The sequence below is a fragment of the Bradyrhizobium sp. CER78 genome (genome assembly GCF_029846235.1).
Lineage (GTDB): Bacteria > Pseudomonadota > Alphaproteobacteria > Rhizobiales > Xanthobacteraceae > Bradyrhizobium.
In genome coordinates this window covers 145,146-164,020 of the sequence record NZ_JARVWP010000005.1, presented here as the reverse complement: position 1 = coordinate 164,020, position 18,875 = coordinate 145,146, and the positions used below count along the sequence as shown (strand labels likewise).

Here is an 18,875-nt window from a genome sequence, read left to right as displayed (position 1 = left end):
GGATTTTGGGAACGCGAACCCGACAGGGAGGGGAGTATGACGAGGACCCGGAAACCGGGCATCAGCCGGCGCTCGACGCTTGCGCTGATGGGCGCCGGTGCGGTGACCTTTGCCGCGCCATGGGTAGCGCGCGCAGAGGCCAAGACGATCAAGATCGGCATGCCGACGATTCTGTCGGGTCGTGTCGCGCAGCTCGGCACATCTTCGCGCAACGCGGTGATGCTGGAAGTCGAGAAGGTCAATGCCGCCGGCGGCCTTGCCGGGCGGCAGATCGAGATGGTGATCCGCGACTCCAAGGGACAGCCGCAGGAAGCCGCGCGGATCGCGCGCGAGCTCGTCAACACCGACGGCTGCGAGATGCTGCTCGACGGCGAGGCATCATCGGGATCGTTCGCGGTTCACGAGGTGGCGCGCGATCTCGGCGTGCTCTGCATCCACACCTGCTCGGAAGCGTCGTCGCTGACCGCCGATCCCAAGCAGCACATTCCGAACGCCTTCCGCTGCGTGCGGCAAGGCATTCATGACTCGATCGTCGGTGCCGGCTACGCGGCTGGGATCGCCAAGGCCAAGGGGCTGAAGAAATGGGCGACCTGTTCGCCCGACTATGCCTATGGCCGCGACACCACCGGCGAGTTCGTGCTGTACTTGAAGAAGTTCGCGCCTGATGTCGAGATCATCAGCGAGTCCTGGCCGAAACTGTTCCAGCCCGACTACACCGAGGTCGTGACCAAGATCCTGCAGGCCAAGCCGCAGGCGCTCTATTCGTGCCTGTGGGGCGGCGATCTCACGTCGTATATCGACCAGGCCAACATCTACGCGCTGTTCACCCAGATGGAGGTGTTCGCGGTGAACATGGCCGACTATACCGCGCTCACCGTGGTGAAGAACCTGCCGAAAGGCATCCATTCCGGCGACCGCTACATCAAGACGTTCCCGGCCACGCCGGAGAATGCGGCCTGGGGCGATGCCTACAAGGCGAAGTACAACGAGTACCCGACCAACTGGTCGTGGCAGAACGCGACGGCGGTCATGTTCCTCAACGAAGCCGTCAAGAAGGCCAACTCGACCGACGGCAAGAAGGTCGCGGAAGTCCTCACCGGGCTCACCATCAAGTGCCCGTTCGGCGCCGACGGCACCGTCACCATGCGCGCCGACGACCGCACGCTGGTCGGCTACGCGATCGGCTGGGGCACCACCATCCCGCAGGAGCCCTATGTGCCTGACGTGAAGGCCGGTGACTGGAAGACCATCTTCGAACTCGAAGCCGAGTGGAAGAAGAGCAAGGGCTACACCTGATCCACATGTCAGGCGGAGAAAGCCGCAAGCTGTCTCCGCCTTTCATCCGATGTTTGTCGCGCGCCGGCGTTGCGGCCCGCCGTAATGGATTATTTCTCGTGGACCTCGACGCGCTCGCCAGTTGCCTCGCCAGCCCTGCCTGTCTGGTGACGCAGACCACCAGCGGTCTGATCATCGGCATGCTGCTGTTTCTCGTCGCCGTCGGACTGACGCTGATCTTCGGCGTGCTCAAGGTGGTCAATTTCAGTCACGGCGCCTTCTATATGTTCGGCGCCTATTTCGCGATGACGGCCTATCAGCTCACCGGCAGCTTTGCGCTGGCGATCCTGGCGGGCGCGGCCGGCACCGCGATCCTTGGCCTGACCTTCGAGCGCCTGTTCATGAGTCGGGTCTACGGCCGCGATGTGCTGATGCAGCTCCTGGTCTGCTACGCCTTCGTGCTGATCTTCGATGACGTCGTCCGCATGATCTGGGGGCCTGAGTTCAAGTCGATGGGCATGCCGGCTGCGTTCCAGGTGCCGCCGCTGTTCATCGCCGGCGGCGTGGTGCCGCCATATTATCTGCTGCTGATCGGCGTGGCGCTGGCTGCCGCCGTGGTTCTCGGGCTGGGGCTGGCGCGCTCCAGGATCGGCAAGGTGATCCGTGCGGCCGCGCACAATCCGGGGATGGTGTCGGCGCTCGGTATCAACACCGGGCTGATCTATGGCGGCGTGTTCGCGCTCGGCGGCATGCTGGCGGGGCTCGCCGGGGCGCTGGCCGCGCCGGTGCGCTCGCTGACGCCGGGCATGGGTTTCTCTGTTCTGATCGAGTCGTTCATCGTTACCGTGATCGGCGGCATGGGCTCGATCCTGGGGGCACTGATCGGCGCGCTCCTGATTGGCCTGATCCGCTCCTTCGGTTCGCTCAGCTTCCCGCTCTTCACCGAGGGACTGATGTATCTCTTCATGGTGATCGTGCTGGTATCGCGGCCGACCGGCCTGTTCGGCAAGGAGGTCGCATGACCGAGTTGCGGGCCGGTCAGGGCGCGCAAACCCTGGCGCCTCCCCGGATCGAAGCCAGACCGCAGCGCTATCGCGATGTGCTGATCGCGCTCGCGGCGTTTGTCGTGCTCGCGCTGCTGCCGATGATGTTCGGCAGCAAGCAGCTGCTCGACTTCGTGATCCGCTGCGCGGCCTACGGATTGTTCGCAACCTCGCTCAATCTCCTGGTCGGTTACACCGGACTGATCTCGTTCGGTCACGGCATGTTCTTCGGCCTCGGCGCCTATGGCTTCGGTCTGATGATGCAGAAGACCGGTGTGCCGATCCCGGTGGCGTTCCTCGTCACCCTGGCGATCACCTGCGTCATCGCCGTTATCATCGGCGCGATCTGCGTGCGGCTGAAGGAGATCTATTTCGCCTTCGTCACGCTGGCGTTCCAGATGCTGATCCATTCGACGATCCTGTCATGGCAGTCGCTGACCGGCGGCGACCAGGGCCTGCGCGGCGGCATTCCGCGGCCGCCGTTCCTCGGCATCGACCTGTCGAACCATCTGCATCTCTACATCACGAGCTGCGCGCTGCTGGTGATCGGGCTGCTCCTGATGCGCCAGATCGCACAGTCGCCGTTCGGCTACACGCTGCGCATGATCCGCGACAACGCTACGCGGGCGAGCTTTATCGGGATCGACGTCTGGCGCGCCAAGCTTGTGATCTTCGTTCTGGCGGCGCTGTTCGCCGCGACCGGCGGCATGATCATGGCGTTGTTCGTCTCCGGCGCCTATCCCGAATTCGCCTATTGGACGATCTCGGGCGAGGGCATCTTCATCAACATGCTCGGCGGCGTGACCACGTTTCTCGGGCCGATGGTCGGTACAGTGCTGCTGCTGATCCTTAACGACACTGTTACCCGCCTGACCGAGTATCACGGCATCGTGCTCGGCGTCGTGATCCTGTTCTTTGCTATCGGCCTGCGAAAGGGCCTGATGGATTTTGTCGTCGAATGGTTCGCGCAGCGTCGCGGCGAAGGGCGCGGCTAGCCATGCTGGAGATTCGTGCCCTCTCGAAATCCTTTGGCGGCGTCAAGGCGACCGATAACGTCTCGCTCGACTTTGCCGATGGTTCGCTGACCGCCGTGATCGGCCCTAACGGCGCCGGCAAGAGCACCTTCTTCAATCTGATCACAGGCGCGCTGCGGCCGGACGCCGGGCAGATCCTGCTTAATGGCGTCGACATGGCGGGCAAGGCGCCGCCGGAGATCGTGCGCCACGGCATCGGCCGCGCCTTCCAGGTCGCGAGTATCTTCCCGTCGCTGACGGTCGAGGAGACGATGCTTGCGGCGGTGGGCGCAGATCAGCGCCGAGCCGGCGTGATGCGTCGGCGCTTCCCATTGGTCGAGACGCGCGATCGCGCTGAGCATGCGATGGAGCTGCTCGGCCTTGCCGGCAAGCGCAACAGGACCGCGGCGACGCTGTCGCACGGCGACCAGAAGTTGCTCGATATCGCGCTCGCGCTGGTGCTCGAGCCGAAGGTGCTGCTGCTCGACGAGCCGACCGCGGGCATGGGCACCGAGGAGCGCTGGCGCATGATCGACAAGGTGCGCGAGCTCTGGGAGAAGCAGAAGATCACCGTGGTGTTCATCGAGCACGACATGGATATCGTGTTCAAGATCGCGCCCGCAATCGTCGTGCTGTGCTACGGGCGAATTCTCGCGACCGGAACGCCGGAGGCGATCCGCAGGAACGAGGCGGTCATCGAGGCCTATCTCGGCAGCGACGACCACGCGGGAGCGGTGGCATGAGCGCGCAGCCGGTGGTGCAGGTCGAGGACCTCGACGTCTATTACGGCACCAGCCAGATCCTGTTCGGCGTCGGCCTGTCGGTGCGCAAGGGCGAGACCATGGCGCTGCTCGGCCGCAACGGCGCCGGCAAGTCGACCACCATGAAGGCGATCATGGGGCTGGCGCCGGCGCGCCGCGGCAAGGTGAGCTTGCGCGGCCGGGTCGTGTCGGGAATGCGGCCGCATCATATCGCGCGCGCCGGGCTCGGCTTCGTGCCGGAAGACCGCCAGATCTTTCCCGAGCATACGGTCGAGGACAACCTCGTCATCGGACAGAAGAAGGGGCCCGATGGCGAGGACGAGTGGTCGATCCGCCGCGTCTATGACGTGTTTCCGCTGCTGGAGCCGCTACGGCACCGGATCGCAGGGAGGCTCTCCGGCGGCGAACAGCAGATGCTGGCGATCGCCCGTACGCTGATGGGCAATCCGGTGCTGCTACTGCTGGACGAGCCGAGCGAGGGACTGGCGCCGATCATCGTGCAACGCATCGGCGAGCTGCTGCGGCAGCTCCGCGGCACCGGTGCCACAGTATTGATCGCCGAGCAGAACATGCATTTTTGCCTTGGCCTTGCGAGCCACGCGACGGTTATCGACAAGGGACAGATCGTCTACACATCCTCCATCGAAGAGCTGAAGGCCAACGACAACATCCGGCAGCGCTACCTGGCGCTGTAGGGCCCTTCGAAACTAACGGGGAGGACACATGGCGGGCGAACGCAGGCTGACGCCGACGCACGAAGCGCCGTATCGCGGGCTGAAAGTGCTCGATTTCGGGCAGGGGATCGCTTCGCCCTATTGCGCGATGCTGCTCGGGGTCTATGGCGCCGACGTCATCAAGGTGGAGCCCCCTGAGGGCGACTGGTCGCGCTATCTCGGCACGACTTATGGCAATCACACGACCCTGTCGGCGGTCTATAACCGCGGCAAGCGCAGCCTCTGCCTTCGACATGAAGCACAAAGACGGCATCGCGATCGCGCAGCGTCTGGCGCGCGAGGCCGACGTGCTGATTGAAGGATTCCGTCCTGGTGTCGCCGAGCGGCTCGGGCTCGGCTATGAGAGCCTGTCGCGAGACAATCCCGGCCTCGTCTATCTCTCGGTCAGCGGCTTCGGGCAGAGCGGGCCTTACGCCAAGCGGCCGGGCTCTGACTCGGTGGCGCAGGCGTTCTCGGGGCTGGTCTCGGTCAATGTCGGTACCGATGGTGTACCGCACCGGGTCGGCACCACGATCTCCGACGTGGTCACCGGCGTCTATGCGTTCCAGGCCATCGCGACGACGCTGTTCGCGCGCGCGACCGTCGGCACCGGCCGCTGGATCGACGTCAATCTCTGCCAGTCGACGTCGGCGCTGCTCGGCCACAAGGTCGCCGAGTTCATTCTCGAGGGCGGTGTGCCGCGTGCGCTGAACGTGCCGGCCGGCACCTACCAGACGCAGGACGGCTGGATGATGGTGACGCTGGTGAACGAGCCGCAATACAAGCGGCTGTGCGGTGCGATCGAACGCGAGGACCTCGCTACCGATCCGCGCTTTGCCGATTTCGCCCGGCGCGCCGACGCGGCCGATACGTTGATCCCGCAATTGCGCGAGGAGTTCCTGGCCCAGGCGACGGATGCCTGGCTGACGCGCCTCCATGCCGCCGATATCATCGCGGAGCGGATCCTCAATCCCGGCGAATGGCTGCGCAATCCTCATGTCGAGGCGACCAGGGCGGCGGTACGTCAGGATACGCCGGGTGTCGGCGCGGTCTATTCGCCGCGGACGCCGGGGATCGCGAGCTTGTCCGAGGACGATCTTTGTCCCGCGCCGGACATCGGGCAGGATAGCCGCGCCGTGCTGACAGAGGCTGGATTTGGTTCCGCCGAAATCGACGGCTTCTCGCTGTCGGGCGCGGTGCGGCAAGCCAAAGCGATGACGGGAGACTAGACAATATGAGCACGGACCTCGTTCGTTACTCGGTCACGGAGCAGATTGCGGAGATTGTGCTGGATCGTGCGCCAGTCAATGCGCTCAGCATTCCCTTGATCGACGCGTTGCTGGCGGCGCTGGCGAAGGCGCGCGATGATGAGGCGGTGCGCGCCGTCATCGTCAGCAGTGCCCACAAAGTGTTTTGCGCCGGCCTCGATCTCGATATCGTCAGGGGCAAGCCCGCGATCGAGACCAAAAAGTTCCTCGAGCGGCTGTATTTCGCGTTGAACGATACGCAATACCGCATGGGCAAGCCGACGATTGCGGCGATCGACGGCGCGGTGCGCGCCGGCGGCATGACGATCGCGATCTCCTGCGACATGATCATCGCGGGCGACGGCTCGACCTTTGGCTATCCCGAGATCGACGTCGGCCTGATTCCGGCGATCCATTTCGTGCAGCTGCCACGGCTGGTCGGCAAGCACCAGGCGTTCGGCCCGCTGTTCCTCGGCGAGCCCTTCGATGCGGCGACCGCTCATCGGATGGGCCTGCTCAGCGAGGTGGTGCCGAAGGGCACTGCGCTCGAGCGGGCCCGCGAGATCGCGCGGAAGCTCGCCGCGAAATCACCGATCGTGATGAAGATCGGTCGCGATGCCTTCATGCGCGCGGTCGATGCCGATTTCCGCCGTTCGGTGGAGAACACGGCGGAAAGCTTCGTGGTGGTCGCGTCGACAGAAGATTGCCAGGAAGGGCTGAACGCGTTCGTCGAGAAGCGGACGCCAAACTACAAGGGACGATAAATGGCTGGATTGTATTTTGAAGAGTTCGAGGTCGGGCGGGAATTCCATCACGAGTTCAGCCGGACCGTGACCGAAATGGACAACACCATGTTCAGCCTGCTGACCATGAACCCGCAGCCGCTGCATCTCGACGCGCATTTCTCCGAGAAGACCGAGTTCGGCCAGCGGCTGTTCAACAGCCTCTATACGCTCGGCATCATGATCGGCATGAGCGTGTACGACACGACGCTCGGGACCACGGTCGGCAATCTCGGCATGACCGACGTCATGTTTCCGAAGCCCGTGTTTCATGGCGACACCTTGAGAGCGCATACCAAGATCATCGGCAAACGCGCCAGCAAGTCGCGGCCGACCCAGGGCATCGTCGAGTTTGAGCACACCATGACCAACCAGCGCGGGGAGGTGGTGGCGAGCTGCCGCCGCACCGGGCTGATGCACTGCAAGCCGAAGGCGTAGACGATGCGATCGTTCCTGTTTGTTCCCGGCGACAGCACCCGGAAATACGAGAGCGCGAAGAAGACCGCGGCCGATGCCCTGATCCTCGACCTCGAGGACTCGATTGCGCCGGAGCAGAAGGTCGTTGCGCGCGGGATCACGCGGCAGATGCTTGCTGCGCGCAATCCGGAGCAGAAGCTCTATATCCGCGTCAACGCCCTCGACACCGATCTGACGCTCGGCGACATTGCCGCCGTAATGCCCGGCAAGCCCGACGGCATCGTGCTGCCGAAATGCGCCGGCGCCGCCGACGTCAACAAGCTCGCACTCTATCTCGACGCGTTCGAGGCGGCCTCCGGCATCGAGCAGGGGTCCACACGGATCGTTACCGTCGCAACCGAGACGGCGCGCGCGGTTCTGAAGATCCTCGATTTCGAAGATATGAGCCCGCGGCTCTGGGGCATGATGTGGGGGGCAGAGGATCTCGCGGCTTCGCTTGGCGCAACCCGCAACCGCACCGACGGCCGCTATCACTCACCGTTCATTCTCGCCCGCGATCTCTGCCTGATCGGCGCGGCCGCGGCCGGCGTGGTCGCGATCGACACCATCGCGACCGACATCAACGATCTCGACGCACTGAAGGCAGAGGCGATCGCCGCACGGCAGGACGGCTTCCTGGCCAAGGCCGTGATCCATCCCAAGCATGTCGATGTCGTCAACGCGGCCTTTATGCCGACCGACGAGGAGATCGCATGGTCGGAGCGGGTGATAGCCGCATTCGCCGATAATCCGTCCGGTGTCGCCAAGATGGACGGTAAGATGCTGGACAAGCCGCATCTGCGCGCTGCCGAGAAGATCCTGGCGTCGCGCAGGAAATAGTCAGGAGGAGCCGGGCTCGATCAGCGCGCCCTCCGCGATGAGGGCAGCAATCTCCGCATCCGCAAGTCCTGCCTCGCGCAGGATCTCCTGGCCATGTTCGCCGAGGTTCGGCGCATAGGTTCGGATCGATGGCGGCGTCCGGCTCCAGGTTGCAGCCGGGCCGGCGACCCGCAGCGTGCCTTCGGTCGGATGCTCCAGCGATTGGATCAGCCCGACTGCAGCCAGATGCGGATCGTCGATCAGGCTGTCGAGATCGTGTAGCGGCGCATGCGGAATGTCGGCCTCTTCGAAGAAGCGCATCCATTCGGCGGTGCTGCGGGCCTTCATCATCTGCGAAAACCAGTCGTAGACGAAATCGTAGTTCCGGGTTCGGGCTGCGATGCTGTTCAGCCGCGGGTCGCGGTCGGCCTCATTGGCGAGGCCGATCTTGGCGAAGAACGCGTTCCACTGCTTATCGGAATAGACCAGCGCGCAGATGTAGCCGTCGCTGGTCTGATACGGCCGGCGGTCGGGTGACAGCAGACGGGAGTAGCCGGGCGGTCCGATCGGCGGCTCGAAGCTGCGGCCGGCCATGTGATCGCCGAGCACGAACTGCGCCATTGTCTCGAACATCGGGATCTCGATCGCCTGGCCTTCGCCGGTGCGCTCACGGTGGAACAGCGCCGCCAGGATGGCGTGGACGGCATTGAGACCGACGATGCGGTCGGCCATGGTCGCCGGCGAGTAGCGCGGCTCACCGGTGATCTGGCCGGTCAGCGCAGGCAGCGCCGTCAGCCCCTGGATCAGGTCGTCATAGGCGGGCCGGCCCGCATAGGGGCCGGTCTCGCCGAAGCCGTGCAGGCTGGCATAGACGAGCCGCGAGTTGACGGCGTGGAGATCGTCGGCGCCGAGCTTCAACCGCGCCATTGCCGCAGGACGGACGTTGTGGACGAACACGTCGGCGGCCGCCGCAAGCCGCAGCAGCGCCGCGCGGCCGCCGGCCTTCTTCAGGTCGAGCACGATCGAGCGCTTGTTGCGGTTGCCCTGCAGGTACATCGCGCCCATCCCGGAATGGCGCATCGGGGCGGCGTGCCGCATCACGTCGCCATCGGGGCTCTCGACCTTGATCACGTCGGCGCCGTAGTCGCCGAGGATCATGGTTGCGTAGGGCCCCATCATCACGCTCGTGAGGTCGATGATCCTGACGCCGGCGAGCGGGCCCGCTGGCGTGGATGGTTCGTCTCTCGTCGGCGCCTGGCTCAATGGGTGGCGGCCAGCGCTTCGGTGAAGGCCTTGAAGACGTCGGTGCCCGGCTTGCCGCGCTTGTCGACATCCTTCACCCAATCCTGGGCCACCGACTTGAAGGCGGTATCGAACACCTTCTTGTCGTCGGTGCTGAAGTTGATGACCTTCATGCCCTGCGACTTGATCTTGTCGGCCGCGGCCTTCTCGCCGTCCTCGAACCGCTTGCAGGCCTCGCGCGTGGTCTGCTCCCCGGCCTCGATCAGCGCCTTGCGTACGTTCTCGGGCAGCGACTTGAACTTCAGCTCGCCGATCGAATAGGTGAAGATCGCGGTGCCGAAGTTCAGCCCCTCGGTGCCCGACTTCAGGATCTTGCCGAAGTCGTAGGACGACGAGCTCTGGTAGGAGAAGATCAGCCCGTCGAGCGTCCCGCGGGTCAGCGATTCGTAGATCTCGGGCGCGGCCATCCGCACCGGCACGCCGCCGATCGAGCGCATCATGAGGTCCATCGCGCCGCCGGTGGTGCGGATCTTCAGGCCTTCAAGGTCCTTTGCCGTCTTCATGTCGCGGCTCGTCGCAAGCTGAACCTGGTAGGCGGGCAGCGCAAGCGTTACCAGCGGCCGGAGCTGATTGGGCGCGAATTCCTTGGTCTCCAGTATGCCGCCATTATGCGAGATCTTGTAGAAGGCGAGCGAGCCCTGGCATTCGCTGTCGAAGATGCCGGGCAATTCGGCGACCGCCGTCAGCGGAAACTTGTCGGACGAATAGGACGGCACGATGTAGGACACATCGGCGACGCCGAGCGCGGTGAGCTGCGCCATGTCCTTGGCCTTGCCGAGCTGCTCGGCCGGGAAATGCTGGAAGGTGACCTGGCCATTGGTCAGCTTGGTCACGAGCTCGGAAAGCGGCTTGCCGACGAGCTCATGGATCACGTGGCCGGACGGCAGGCTGTCGGCAAGGCGCAGCGTGATCTTCTCCTGGGCAAAGGCCGAAGATGTGGAAGCGGCGAGCAGGGCTGCGCCGACGCCGGCGAGCAAACGGGAATGGATACTCATCATGGTCTCCCAGAAATGGCCGTCTCGACCGACGGCTTCTTCAATGTTGCATGTGGTTCGGCAGCCAGAGGATGATCTCCGGGAATGCCACGAAAATGGCGATGGCAATCAGATGCGCGATGAAATGCGGGAATGTGCCGTGGAACACCTCGCCCACGGGGCGATGTGCATAACGCGCCACAATGAAGCAATTCAATCCGATCGGCGGCGTGATCATGCCGACCTCGGCGGTGACGATCTTGATGACGCCGAACCAGATCGGATCGAAGCCGAGCGACTTGATCAGCGGCAGCACGATCGGAACCGTCAGCACCAGGATCGCGATCTGATCCATGAACGAGCCGAGCACGATGTAGCCGCACAGGATCAGCGTGATGATGATCCAGCGCGAGACATCAAGCCCGCCGACCCAGCCGACGATGTTCTGCGTGACCTGCGTCAGGGTAAAGAAATAGCCGAAGATATGCGCGCACATGATGATCAGCACGATCATGCAGGTGCCCTGGGCGGCATGCCGTAACGTCGTGTAGAGCGAGGTCAAGTTGATCTTGCGCTTCCAGCAGGCGAGGCAGAAGGCGCCGAACGCGCCGAAGGCGGAGGCTTCGGTCGGCGTCGCGATTCCGAGGTAGATCGTGCCTGTCACGATCGAGAACAGGATCACCATCGGGCTGACCTGCCAAAGCAGGCTGAACCGCTCCGACCATGTCACCGCCGAGATCGTCGGCGCGCGCGAGGGATCGAGCAGCACCAGGATATAGATTGTCGACATGATGATGACGGTGACGAAGATCGCCGGAATGATGCCGCTGATCAGGAGCTTTCCGATGTTCACCTCGGCAAGCAGGCCGAAGATCACCAGTGCCACCGAGGTCGGCAGCAGCATCGCGAGCGTGCCGGAGATCGCGACGACGCCAGCCGCCATCTTGGGTTCGTAGCCCTGGCGGATCATCGCGGGCAGGCTGGTCGAGGACAGCGTCGCGGCCGAGGCCGTGCTGGTGCCGCAGATCGAGCCGAAGCCCGCGCCGGCAAGCGCGGTTGCCATACCGAGGCCGCCGGGGATGCGTCCGACCCAGGCTGCCGCGGTCTTGAACAGATCGTCGGCGACGCCCGACAGCAGCACGAGGTCTGCCATCAGGAGGAACATCGGGATCGTGATCAGCTCGTAGGAGGTGACGGCCGACAGCGGCGTGGTCTGCAGCACGCCGAGCAGGATCGGCAGGCCGCCGGTCAGATAGAGGCCGAGCCCGCCGGAGAAGGCCATCGCGAACGCGACCGGAGTTCCGATCGCGAGCAGGAAGAACAGCAGCGCGAGGATGAAGGTCGGGATCATTCGAAACCTCCGGCAGCCTTGTCCGAATGGCCGGAGATGGCCGGCAGCGGCAGCAGATTTTCGCCGGTCAGGAGGCTTGCGATATTGGCAATGAGATGAATGGCAAGGCGCAGCGCGAGAATTCCCGCGCCGACCGGCACGAAAACCGATGACGCCCAGGTCGGCCACGGGATCGCACCGGCCATCACGTCGCCCGAGACGTAATTGTCGAGCGCGCGCTGATAACCGAGCCAGGTGATCGGAACGAAGATCGCGAGGCCAACGACGTTCGAGATGATGACGCAAAGGCGCTGGATGATCGCGGAGAAGCGCGGCAGCAGGATATCGACGCTGATATGGCCGTTGACCGCGTAGGTGCCTGAGAGCGAAAGAAAGAAGACGCCGGCCATCACGTAGAGCGAGATCAGGTCATAGGCCCAGGAGAACGGCCGGTTGAAGACGTAGCGCATCACCACGTCGGAGAAGACGATGATCATGATCGCGAACATCAGGGCTGCGGCAATTGCCGAGGTCACCTTCTCGATGGCGGTCAGAGCTTTCAGACTTGTCTTGATCACGTATGGCTCCGTCCGCGTCACTGGGCCGGCACGGCTGCAACGGCAGCGCTGAACTCCGTCAAGGCGTCGCTGCCGTGCTTGCCGCGTGCGTCGAGCCCGTCAGCCCATGCCTTACCTACGCCCTTGGTCAGGTCCTTGAGCTTGGCGACGACGTCGGGCTGCAGGGTATCGAAGTGGACGCCTGCGGCCTCCATCGACTTCATGGTCTCGCTGTCCTGCTTCTGCACCTCCTTGCAGGCGGACGGCAGGATCTCCTCGGCGACATCGATCATCGCTTTCTGGATCTCGGGCGACAGTTTCTTCCAGGCGTTCTCGCTGATCGAATAGGCGACCACGAAGCTCGCAAAGCCGAAGCCATCGGTGGAATGTTTCACGAGCTTGTCGGCGCCATAGGCGACGACGCTCTCGAGCGGAAACAGCAGGCCGTCCATCGTGCCGCGCGACAGCGACTCATAGGCGTCGGGCGCTGCCATGCGCACCGGCACCGCGCCGATCGCGCGCAAGGTGAGGTCCTGCGCGCCGCCGGTCGATCGCAGCTTCAGTCCATTGATGTCGGCTGTGTCCTTCACCGGCTGCTTCACAGTCAGGATGCGATAGGGCGGCAGGCTCACCGCGAGCAACAGGCGGATGCCGTTTGCGGTATAATCCTGCTGTGCGATCACGCCGCTCCGCGCGGCCTTCCAATAAGCGAGCGTGCCCTGACAGGAATGCTCGAACGCCCCGGGAAGCGTCGCGACTTCGGAAACCGGCATCTTGTCGGAGACATAGGCGGGCGCAACATAGCCGATATCGGCGACGCCGGTCTGCGTCAGCTTCAGCATGTCGGCGGCCTTGCCGAGCTGCTGCGCCGAATAGTGCTCGAACGTCACTGCGTTGTTGGTGCGCTTCTGGACCTCGGCCATCCAGGGCTCCAGCACGAGACGGACGAGATAGTGTCCCTTCGGAAAGGAGTCGGCGACCCGCAGCTTGATCGGTTCCGCCGCTGCCGCCAGATCGATCGATGCGATGAGGAAGCCGTAACCGGCCAACGCCTGTCGAAGCCCGCCCATATGTCCTGCCCCTGAGTAGCCTTGTTGTTTTAAGCAGCTGCGCACAAACAAAATTGCGCGTCAAGCAGGGCTCGGCTCAGCAGTTTGATGATGGCTGATCCTGCAGAAGCACCCGCATCTCGATTTGCTTTGTCCACCGCGCGGGAAATTTCTCGGGTGCGGCCGGCGGCTTTGCGCAGTGCTCGCGATCATCATCGCTCGGGTCCGGGACCGGTCAGACCGCGGGAAACGCCAGCTCGAAGACGACGCCCTGGCTGGAGGGCAGGAGGCGGATCGTGCCGCCGTGAGTCACCATGACGGCTTGTGCGATGGCGAGCCCCATGCCGGTGCCGCCGCTGTCGCGGCGGGTGGTGAAGAAGGCATCGAAGATCTTGTCGCTGTTGGCGGCGGAGATCGGGTCGCCGTCGTTGCTCACCGTCGCCCTGATGGCTGCAGCTTCGGCGGTCGCTTCGAGCTGCAGAGACTTGGCGTTGTGGCGGAACGCATTGTCGGCCAGATGCGCCAGCACGATCAGCGCCTTCTCGCCGGACATCCCGATCGAGCGGTCGAGGCAGCCGCTCGCCACGATTGTCCGCCCGGGAAAGCGGCTCTTCAAACTTGCGATGACGCTCGAGAGCGGGGTCTGCTCATTCTGCGGCGCGCTTTCGGCGCGGGCCAGCTCGCGTAGCCGCTGGCTCATCGCATCGAGCCGCTTGACGTCGCCGAGGATGTTCGAGATGAAGCGCCGTTGTTCGGATCGCGTCAACGTATCGGACTTGCTTTGAAGCGAATCCTGCAGCAGCTCGGCCGCGCCTCGGATCGATGTCAGCGGCGATTTCAGTTCGTGGGTCAAATGTGCGGAGAACGTCGCGATGTAGTCGGAGCGGCGCGACAGCTGCTGGGCCATGTCGAGAAAGCTGTCGGAAAGCTGGGCGAGCTCGCGGGTACCATAATGCTGTAGCGGCTGAAACGCATTGCGGTCGCCGCGGCCGATCCGCACGGCGCGATCGACGAGCTCGCGCATCGGACGCGTGACCGTGCGAGAGAACGTCAGCCCGATCGCAATCGTCGTCAGCAGCACGGCCAATGTGGCGAGCAGGAATTTGCCGCGCTCCTGATAGAGATGATCGAAGATGTTGCTCGGTGTCCGCGACGTGTAGATCACGCCGGCGACGTGATCGTTGACGATGACGGGCATCGCGGAAAAGACATGGACACCGACGCCACGGCTGATCGAATAGATCGGCGGCGGAGGTTTGTCCGGCACGCGGATCCGGAGCGCGGCGCTGTACTGGCCCTGCAGGGCCGCAGCCACCTCCTCGATATGGGCAAGCGACTGTCCGACCTCCTGCCGTCCGGCGATCACCACACCCTGCGGATCGAGGATGCGGAAACCCGCCAGCGTGACCTTCTGGGTCTCCAGGATGATCGGCATCAGCCGGGCGCCGATCTCGACATAGGCCGGATCGGCCGGCTTCGCCGCCGGCAGCGCATCGGGCCGTCGCCGCAGCAGGTCGTTGCCGGCGAGATCGAGTGCGGGCCGGATCGGCGTCACCGTATCGCCGGGGTCGGGCAGCGCTTCCGGCGGCACCGCCGCGCCGAGCGGGATGCCGTTGGCGAGCCGTGCCTGCACGTCCTGCGCATAGATCGCGGCCAGCACGCGGCTCTGCGCAATCAGTTCGGCCTGGGTCTGATGAATCAGCTGGTTGTCGTAGAGACGGAAGAAGAACAGCCCCATCAGCGGCAGCACCGCGACCAAAGCGAGCACCGTGAAGATCACGAAACCGAGCGATGGTCGCCACTTCTGGTCGGCGCGGTGAGAAGTCATGCCTGCGGCTCGCATCGGCCGAGCTTGAAGCCCACGCCGTGCACGGTCTCGATGACATTGTCGCACCTGGCGGCGGCAAGCTTGGCCCGGATGTTGCGGATATGGCTGTCGATCGTGCGGTCGGACACCTGGATGTTGAGCTGGTAGGCCGCGCTCATGATCTGCTCGCGGTTGAACACCGCGACGGGGCGCGTCAGGAAGGCGCGCAGAATCCCGAATTCGATTGCAGTGAGATGAAGCGCGGTGCCCGCGAACGTCGCAACGTGCTGCTCGGGATCGATCGAAAGCTGCCCGCGCGAGAGCACAGTCGTCTCCGGCATCGCGCCCGCCGCGCGCGGCGCGAGCCGCCGCAGGATGACGTTGATCCGCGCGACCAGTTCGCGCGGACTGAACGGCTTGGTCACATAGTCGTCGCCGCCAATTTCGAGGCCGAGGACGCGATCGATCTCCTCGTCACGGGCGGAGAGGAACAGGATCGGCACGTCGGATGTTTTGCGGATCTCGCGGCAGACGTCGAGGCCGTCGAACTCCGGCATACCGATGTCGAGCACGATCAGGTCCGGCCGTTCGCCGGCAAAGCGGGCCAGCGCGTCCTTGCCGTCGCGCGCCTCGGTCACGCTCATACCTGCTTTCCTGAGAGCAACGCGGATGACCTCGCGGATATGCGGGTCATCGTCGACGACGAGAATACGGTGGGTCAACAGGATCTCCGAATGCGGCATCCTGGCCGCGCCTCGCTCTCGCTTGATGCAATTGTTCTACAAGGCAACTGCGGCGGGAGACAAGAACGGATCGGCGTCATGACGGTCGGGAAGGGGCTCGTGCAGGTTCGTCCATCGCTGGCGGACAACGTCCTGCCAGCAGCCTGGCGAGGTTGAGCCGTGCATGTGCAGCGGATGAGAACGCGACCCGCAGGAGTTCAGGATTTTTATGCAGATTGCGTGCAGGGGCGACTTCTCGGCTCGCGCCGTCGAATCTCGTCTGATACGGACGAAGCCGATCGGCCTCTTCAGTCGCGCGTGGTCCCATGCAAGTCAGCAAGTGTATCGGCATTGCCCTGCTCTGGATTGGCGGGTTGGTCTTCGTCTTCGCGGGCATCAACAACAACGATCCGTATCTGGTCCCGCTGCGCGGAACCGGCAACCTTCTCCTCGTGACCGCAAGCATCGCGGTCGTATTCATGCTGGTTCGCCGCGCCGGCTGGCGCAGGCGGAGTTGGGCGGGGAGGCTTCTGGTCGTCCTGTGGTGCCTACCGCCGCTTGCAGTGCTGGCCGCACATGGCGTGTTCGAGGTGCGAAGGCATCGTGTTCTTCAGACGGACCCGGTGCTCGCCCGGTCCCTCGGGCAGCATTTTGTCGTCGGCTATCGGTCGTTCGACGAGGTCGCGCCACTTGTGGAGAAGGGCTTCATTGCCGGCATCTATGTCACCCGGCGCAATGTCGCCGGCAGGACGGCTGACGCCTTGAAGGCGGAAATCGCCGCACTTCAGGCCAGGCGGCGGGCCGCGGGGCTGCCGCCGCTGATGGTCGCGACGGATCAGGAAGGCGGCATCGTCTCGCACCTCGCGCCGCCGCTGACGAGGCTGCCCGCGCTTGCCTCACTGGCGGAACTGGCGCCGCACGAGCAAAGGACAAAGGCCGAGGAGTTCGGGCGCATCCATGGCCGCGAGCTGGCGTCGCTTGGCATCAATCTCAATTTTGCCCCGGTGCTCGACCTTCGGCCGGACGCGAAACAGAATCAGCTCGATTTCAATACGCTGACCAACCAGCGTGCGATCTCCGATGATCCGGCCAAGGTGAGCGCGATTGCAGGCGCCTATGTCCATGGCCTCGAGTCCGCGGGCGTCGGTGCCACCGTGAAGCATTTTCCCGGATTGGGCCGGGTGCGCGCCGACACGCACCACTTCAGTGCCGATCTCGATACGCCGGTCGGCGAACTCGAGGCGACCGACTGGCGTCCGTTCCGCGATGTGCTGTCAACGAGCGGCGCGCGTCTGATGGTCGGGCATGTGGCGGTGAGTGCGCTCGATCCCGGACGACCGGCGTCGCATTCCAAAGCTGTCGTCGACGGGCTGATCCGGAAGACCTGGAACTATCAAGGCATCGTCATGACGGATGATCTGGTGATGGGCGCGATCTATCAGCACGATGTCTGCATCGCGGCGGTGGAGGCGTTGAATGCGGGCGTCGATCTCTTGCTGGTCGCTTACGACGGGTTGCAGTTCTACCGCCTGTTCGCTTGCGCGACAGATGCAGCGGCGAGGGGCGGGCTCGATACCACGATGTTGCACGACAGCGAGACGCGGCTGAGGCACGCACAGCTGATCGACTAGAGCTTCGGCTCGGATTGAATCAGAACCGAAGCTCCAGAGTCTTATTTGACGCGCTTTCTTCGCGCGAACCGGGGTCCACTTCGCTCGAAAACGCTCCAGAGACCGCGCGATTCAGGAATGAGCACCGACGGGCGATTTGTTGTCCTGCTGCTTCGACCACGAGACGTAATAGGCAACGGCCGTCATCGCCGCGATACCGGCGAGGCTGACCGCGACCTGCCTTGTCAGCGAATACGGGCCAGTGATCAGGATCAGGTGCGCAGCGAAGGAGAGGAACACGCCGGCACAGAACACGGCCAGCCACTCCTCGCCGCATTTGATGACCGGCTGCAAGGCATACGATCGCAGGTATGCCCAGTCGCGAGGCACCAACCAGGTGAACAGGAATGTCAGGGTCAGGAAATGCAGGATGCGGTGAGGAGCGACATCCTCGCGGTCGTTCTGCAGCAGCATATCGCTCAGTCCGCTTGGCATCATCTGGGCGAGTGCCGGGATTTCGTTGCTGGAAACGATTGTCAGCGCGAACAGCAGATAGAGCAACGCCGTGGCGCGCAGCGCGGGAATGGCCTGCATCGCGCGGATCGCAGGGGCATAGCGCGTGCCGATGAGCGCGAGCCAGCCGCCCATCACGAACAGCAATTGCCAGCAGAACGGGTTAAGATACCAGGCTCCATACGGATAGGATGTCAGGTTCCAGTCGAGCACGCGGGCGGCGGCGTACAGTGTCACGGACGCGAGAAGTGTCGCGTTCGGTACATACAGCAGTCCGAAGACGATGATCGGCTGGAAGGCCATCAGGGCGATGATCAGTTGCAGCACGTCGAGATTGAGCGGCTTGGCCTGCAGGAACAAGCCGTAGATCAGCGTCCGGACCGGATGGTCGATGAAGCCGGTGATGTTGAATTCGCTGATGATCTCGGGCGCCGCGGTGCGCGCGGCGACATAGCTGATCAACTCGACATAGATCACGAACAGAACGATATAGGCGGCATAGAGCTGCCATACGCGCTTGAAGATGCGGGTTGCTGCAACCAGGAATCCACGCTCCAGCGTCATCTGGGCGTAGATGAGCGTCACCGCGTAGCCGCCGATGAATACAAAGAGGTCGGTGGCGCCGCTAAAGCCGAAATTGCGCATGGTCAGAGCGCTGACGAAGTTATGCGGAATATGGTCGAGGAATAGAAACCAGTTTGCGATGCCAAGCAGCAGCGCGATCCGGAGATCGCCATCGGCTCTCGCGATCTCGGCGTTGGTTGTCGAAGTCATCTGAAGCTGAAATCTGCCGGCCCGAGAAAACGATTCGCTAATCTAAGGGGAACCTACGCCTGGTCCGAATAGACTCTGCGTGAACCCTATCTAGTCCGTTTCGGGTTCCGGCCAAGTGGTCGGATCAA

The 18,875-nt window shown here is 63.8% G+C and carries 19 protein-coding genes; 11 read left to right on the top strand and 8 right to left on the bottom strand.

What is annotated here, in order from left to right:
• Positions 1-36: 36 nt before the first annotated feature.
• From QDT69_RS12395 to QDT69_RS12350, 10 genes are all read left to right on the top strand, one after another.
• A complete protein-coding gene (locus tag QDT69_RS12395; protein WP_279706825.1) occupies positions 37-1,296 on the top strand; it encodes an ABC transporter substrate-binding protein in 1,260 nt (419 codons plus the stop codon).
• Positions 1,297-1,394: 98 nt separating this feature from the next.
• The gene (locus tag QDT69_RS12390) at positions 1,395-2,297 is read left to right on the top strand and encodes a branched-chain amino acid ABC transporter permease (RefSeq protein ID WP_279706824.1); all 903 of its coding nucleotides are present in this window, start codon (positions 1,395-1,397) and stop codon (positions 2,295-2,297) included.
• Complete coding sequence (locus QDT69_RS12385; protein ID WP_279706823.1) at positions 2,294-3,313, top strand: branched-chain amino acid ABC transporter permease; 1,020 nt, start codon at positions 2,294-2,296, stop codon at positions 3,311-3,313. Before QDT69_RS12390 ends, QDT69_RS12385 begins: the two co-directional genes overlap by 4 nt.
• Before the next feature lie 2 nt (positions 3,314-3,315).
• Positions 3,316-4,074 (top strand): ABC transporter ATP-binding protein, encoded by a 759-nt coding sequence (locus tag QDT69_RS12380; protein WP_279706822.1) that lies wholly within the window; start codon positions 3,316-3,318, stop codon positions 4,072-4,074.
• A complete protein-coding gene (locus QDT69_RS12375; RefSeq protein ID WP_279706821.1) occupies positions 4,071-4,787 on the top strand; it encodes an ABC transporter ATP-binding protein in 717 nt (238 codons plus the stop codon). The genes QDT69_RS12380 and QDT69_RS12375 overlap by 4 nt, the downstream gene beginning before the upstream one ends.
• Positions 4,788-4,815: 28 nt before the next feature.
• Positions 4,816-5,124, top strand: a complete 309-nt coding sequence (locus QDT69_RS12370) for a CoA transferase (RefSeq protein WP_279706820.1) — start codon at positions 4,816-4,818, stop codon at positions 5,122-5,124.
• Complete coding sequence (locus tag QDT69_RS12365) at positions 5,060-6,034, top strand: CaiB/BaiF CoA-transferase family protein (protein ID WP_279706819.1); 975 nt, start codon at positions 5,060-5,062, stop codon at positions 6,032-6,034. Before QDT69_RS12370 ends, QDT69_RS12365 begins: the two co-directional genes overlap by 65 nt.
• 5 nt (positions 6,035-6,039) lie before the next feature.
• Positions 6,040-6,816, top strand: a complete 777-nt coding sequence (locus tag QDT69_RS12360; protein WP_279706818.1) for an enoyl-CoA hydratase/isomerase family protein — start codon at positions 6,040-6,042, stop codon at positions 6,814-6,816.
• Positions 6,817-7,272, top strand: coding sequence for a MaoC family dehydratase (locus QDT69_RS12355; protein WP_279706817.1), 456 nt, complete (start codon positions 6,817-6,819; stop codon positions 7,270-7,272).
• A gap of 3 nt (positions 7,273-7,275) precedes the next feature.
• Positions 7,276-8,130 carry a CoA ester lyase gene (locus QDT69_RS12350; protein ID WP_279706816.1) on the top strand — a complete coding sequence of 285 codons (855 nt, stop codon included), beginning with the start codon at positions 7,276-7,278 and terminating at the stop codon, positions 8,128-8,130.
• On the opposite strand, the gene QDT69_RS12345 is transcribed toward QDT69_RS12350, so the two are convergent.
• From QDT69_RS12345 to QDT69_RS12315, 7 genes are all read right to left on the bottom strand, one after another.
• Positions 8,131-9,372, bottom strand: a complete 1,242-nt coding sequence (locus QDT69_RS12345; protein ID WP_279706815.1) for a CoA transferase — start codon at positions 9,370-9,372, stop codon at positions 8,131-8,133.
• Positions 9,369-10,406 (bottom strand): TRAP transporter substrate-binding protein DctP, encoded by a 1,038-nt coding sequence (dctP, locus tag QDT69_RS12340; RefSeq protein WP_279706814.1) that lies wholly within the window; start codon positions 10,404-10,406, stop codon positions 9,369-9,371. Before dctP (QDT69_RS12340) ends, QDT69_RS12345 begins: the two co-directional genes overlap by 4 nt.
• Positions 10,407-10,446: 40 nt before the next feature.
• Positions 10,447-11,736: a TRAP transporter large permease gene (locus QDT69_RS12335; protein ID WP_074125386.1), complete on the bottom strand. Its 1,290-nt coding sequence runs from the start codon at positions 11,734-11,736 to the stop codon at positions 10,447-10,449.
• On the bottom strand, positions 11,733-12,293 hold the full coding sequence (locus QDT69_RS12330) for a TRAP transporter small permease (RefSeq protein WP_279706813.1): 561 nt from the start codon (positions 12,291-12,293) through the stop codon (positions 11,733-11,735). The genes QDT69_RS12335 and QDT69_RS12330 overlap by 4 nt, the downstream gene beginning before the upstream one ends.
• 17 nt (positions 12,294-12,310) lie before the next feature.
• Positions 12,311-13,342, bottom strand: coding sequence for a TRAP transporter substrate-binding protein DctP (gene dctP, locus QDT69_RS12325; protein ID WP_279706812.1), 1,032 nt, complete (start codon positions 13,340-13,342; stop codon positions 12,311-12,313).
• A gap of 214 nt (positions 13,343-13,556) precedes the next feature.
• A complete protein-coding gene (locus QDT69_RS12320) occupies positions 13,557-15,149 on the bottom strand; it encodes an ATP-binding protein (protein ID WP_279706811.1) in 1,593 nt (530 codons plus the stop codon).
• On the bottom strand, positions 15,146-15,850 hold the full coding sequence (locus QDT69_RS12315; protein WP_279706810.1) for a response regulator transcription factor: 705 nt from the start codon (positions 15,848-15,850) through the stop codon (positions 15,146-15,148). The genes QDT69_RS12320 and QDT69_RS12315 overlap by 4 nt, the downstream gene beginning before the upstream one ends.
• Before the next feature lie 326 nt (positions 15,851-16,176).
• Here QDT69_RS12315 and QDT69_RS12310 point away from each other — a divergent pair, with 326 nt between their 5' ends.
• Positions 16,177-17,481, top strand: a complete 1,305-nt coding sequence (locus tag QDT69_RS12310; protein WP_279706809.1) for a glycoside hydrolase family 3 N-terminal domain-containing protein — start codon at positions 16,177-16,179, stop codon at positions 17,479-17,481.
• Between the two features lie 111 nt (positions 17,482-17,592).
• Here the strand turns inward: QDT69_RS12310 and QDT69_RS12305 are convergent, their stop codons facing one another.
• On the bottom strand, positions 17,593-18,747 hold the full coding sequence (locus tag QDT69_RS12305) for an OpgC domain-containing protein (protein WP_279706808.1): 1,155 nt from the start codon (positions 18,745-18,747) through the stop codon (positions 17,593-17,595).
• Positions 18,748-18,875: the final 128 nt, after the last annotated feature.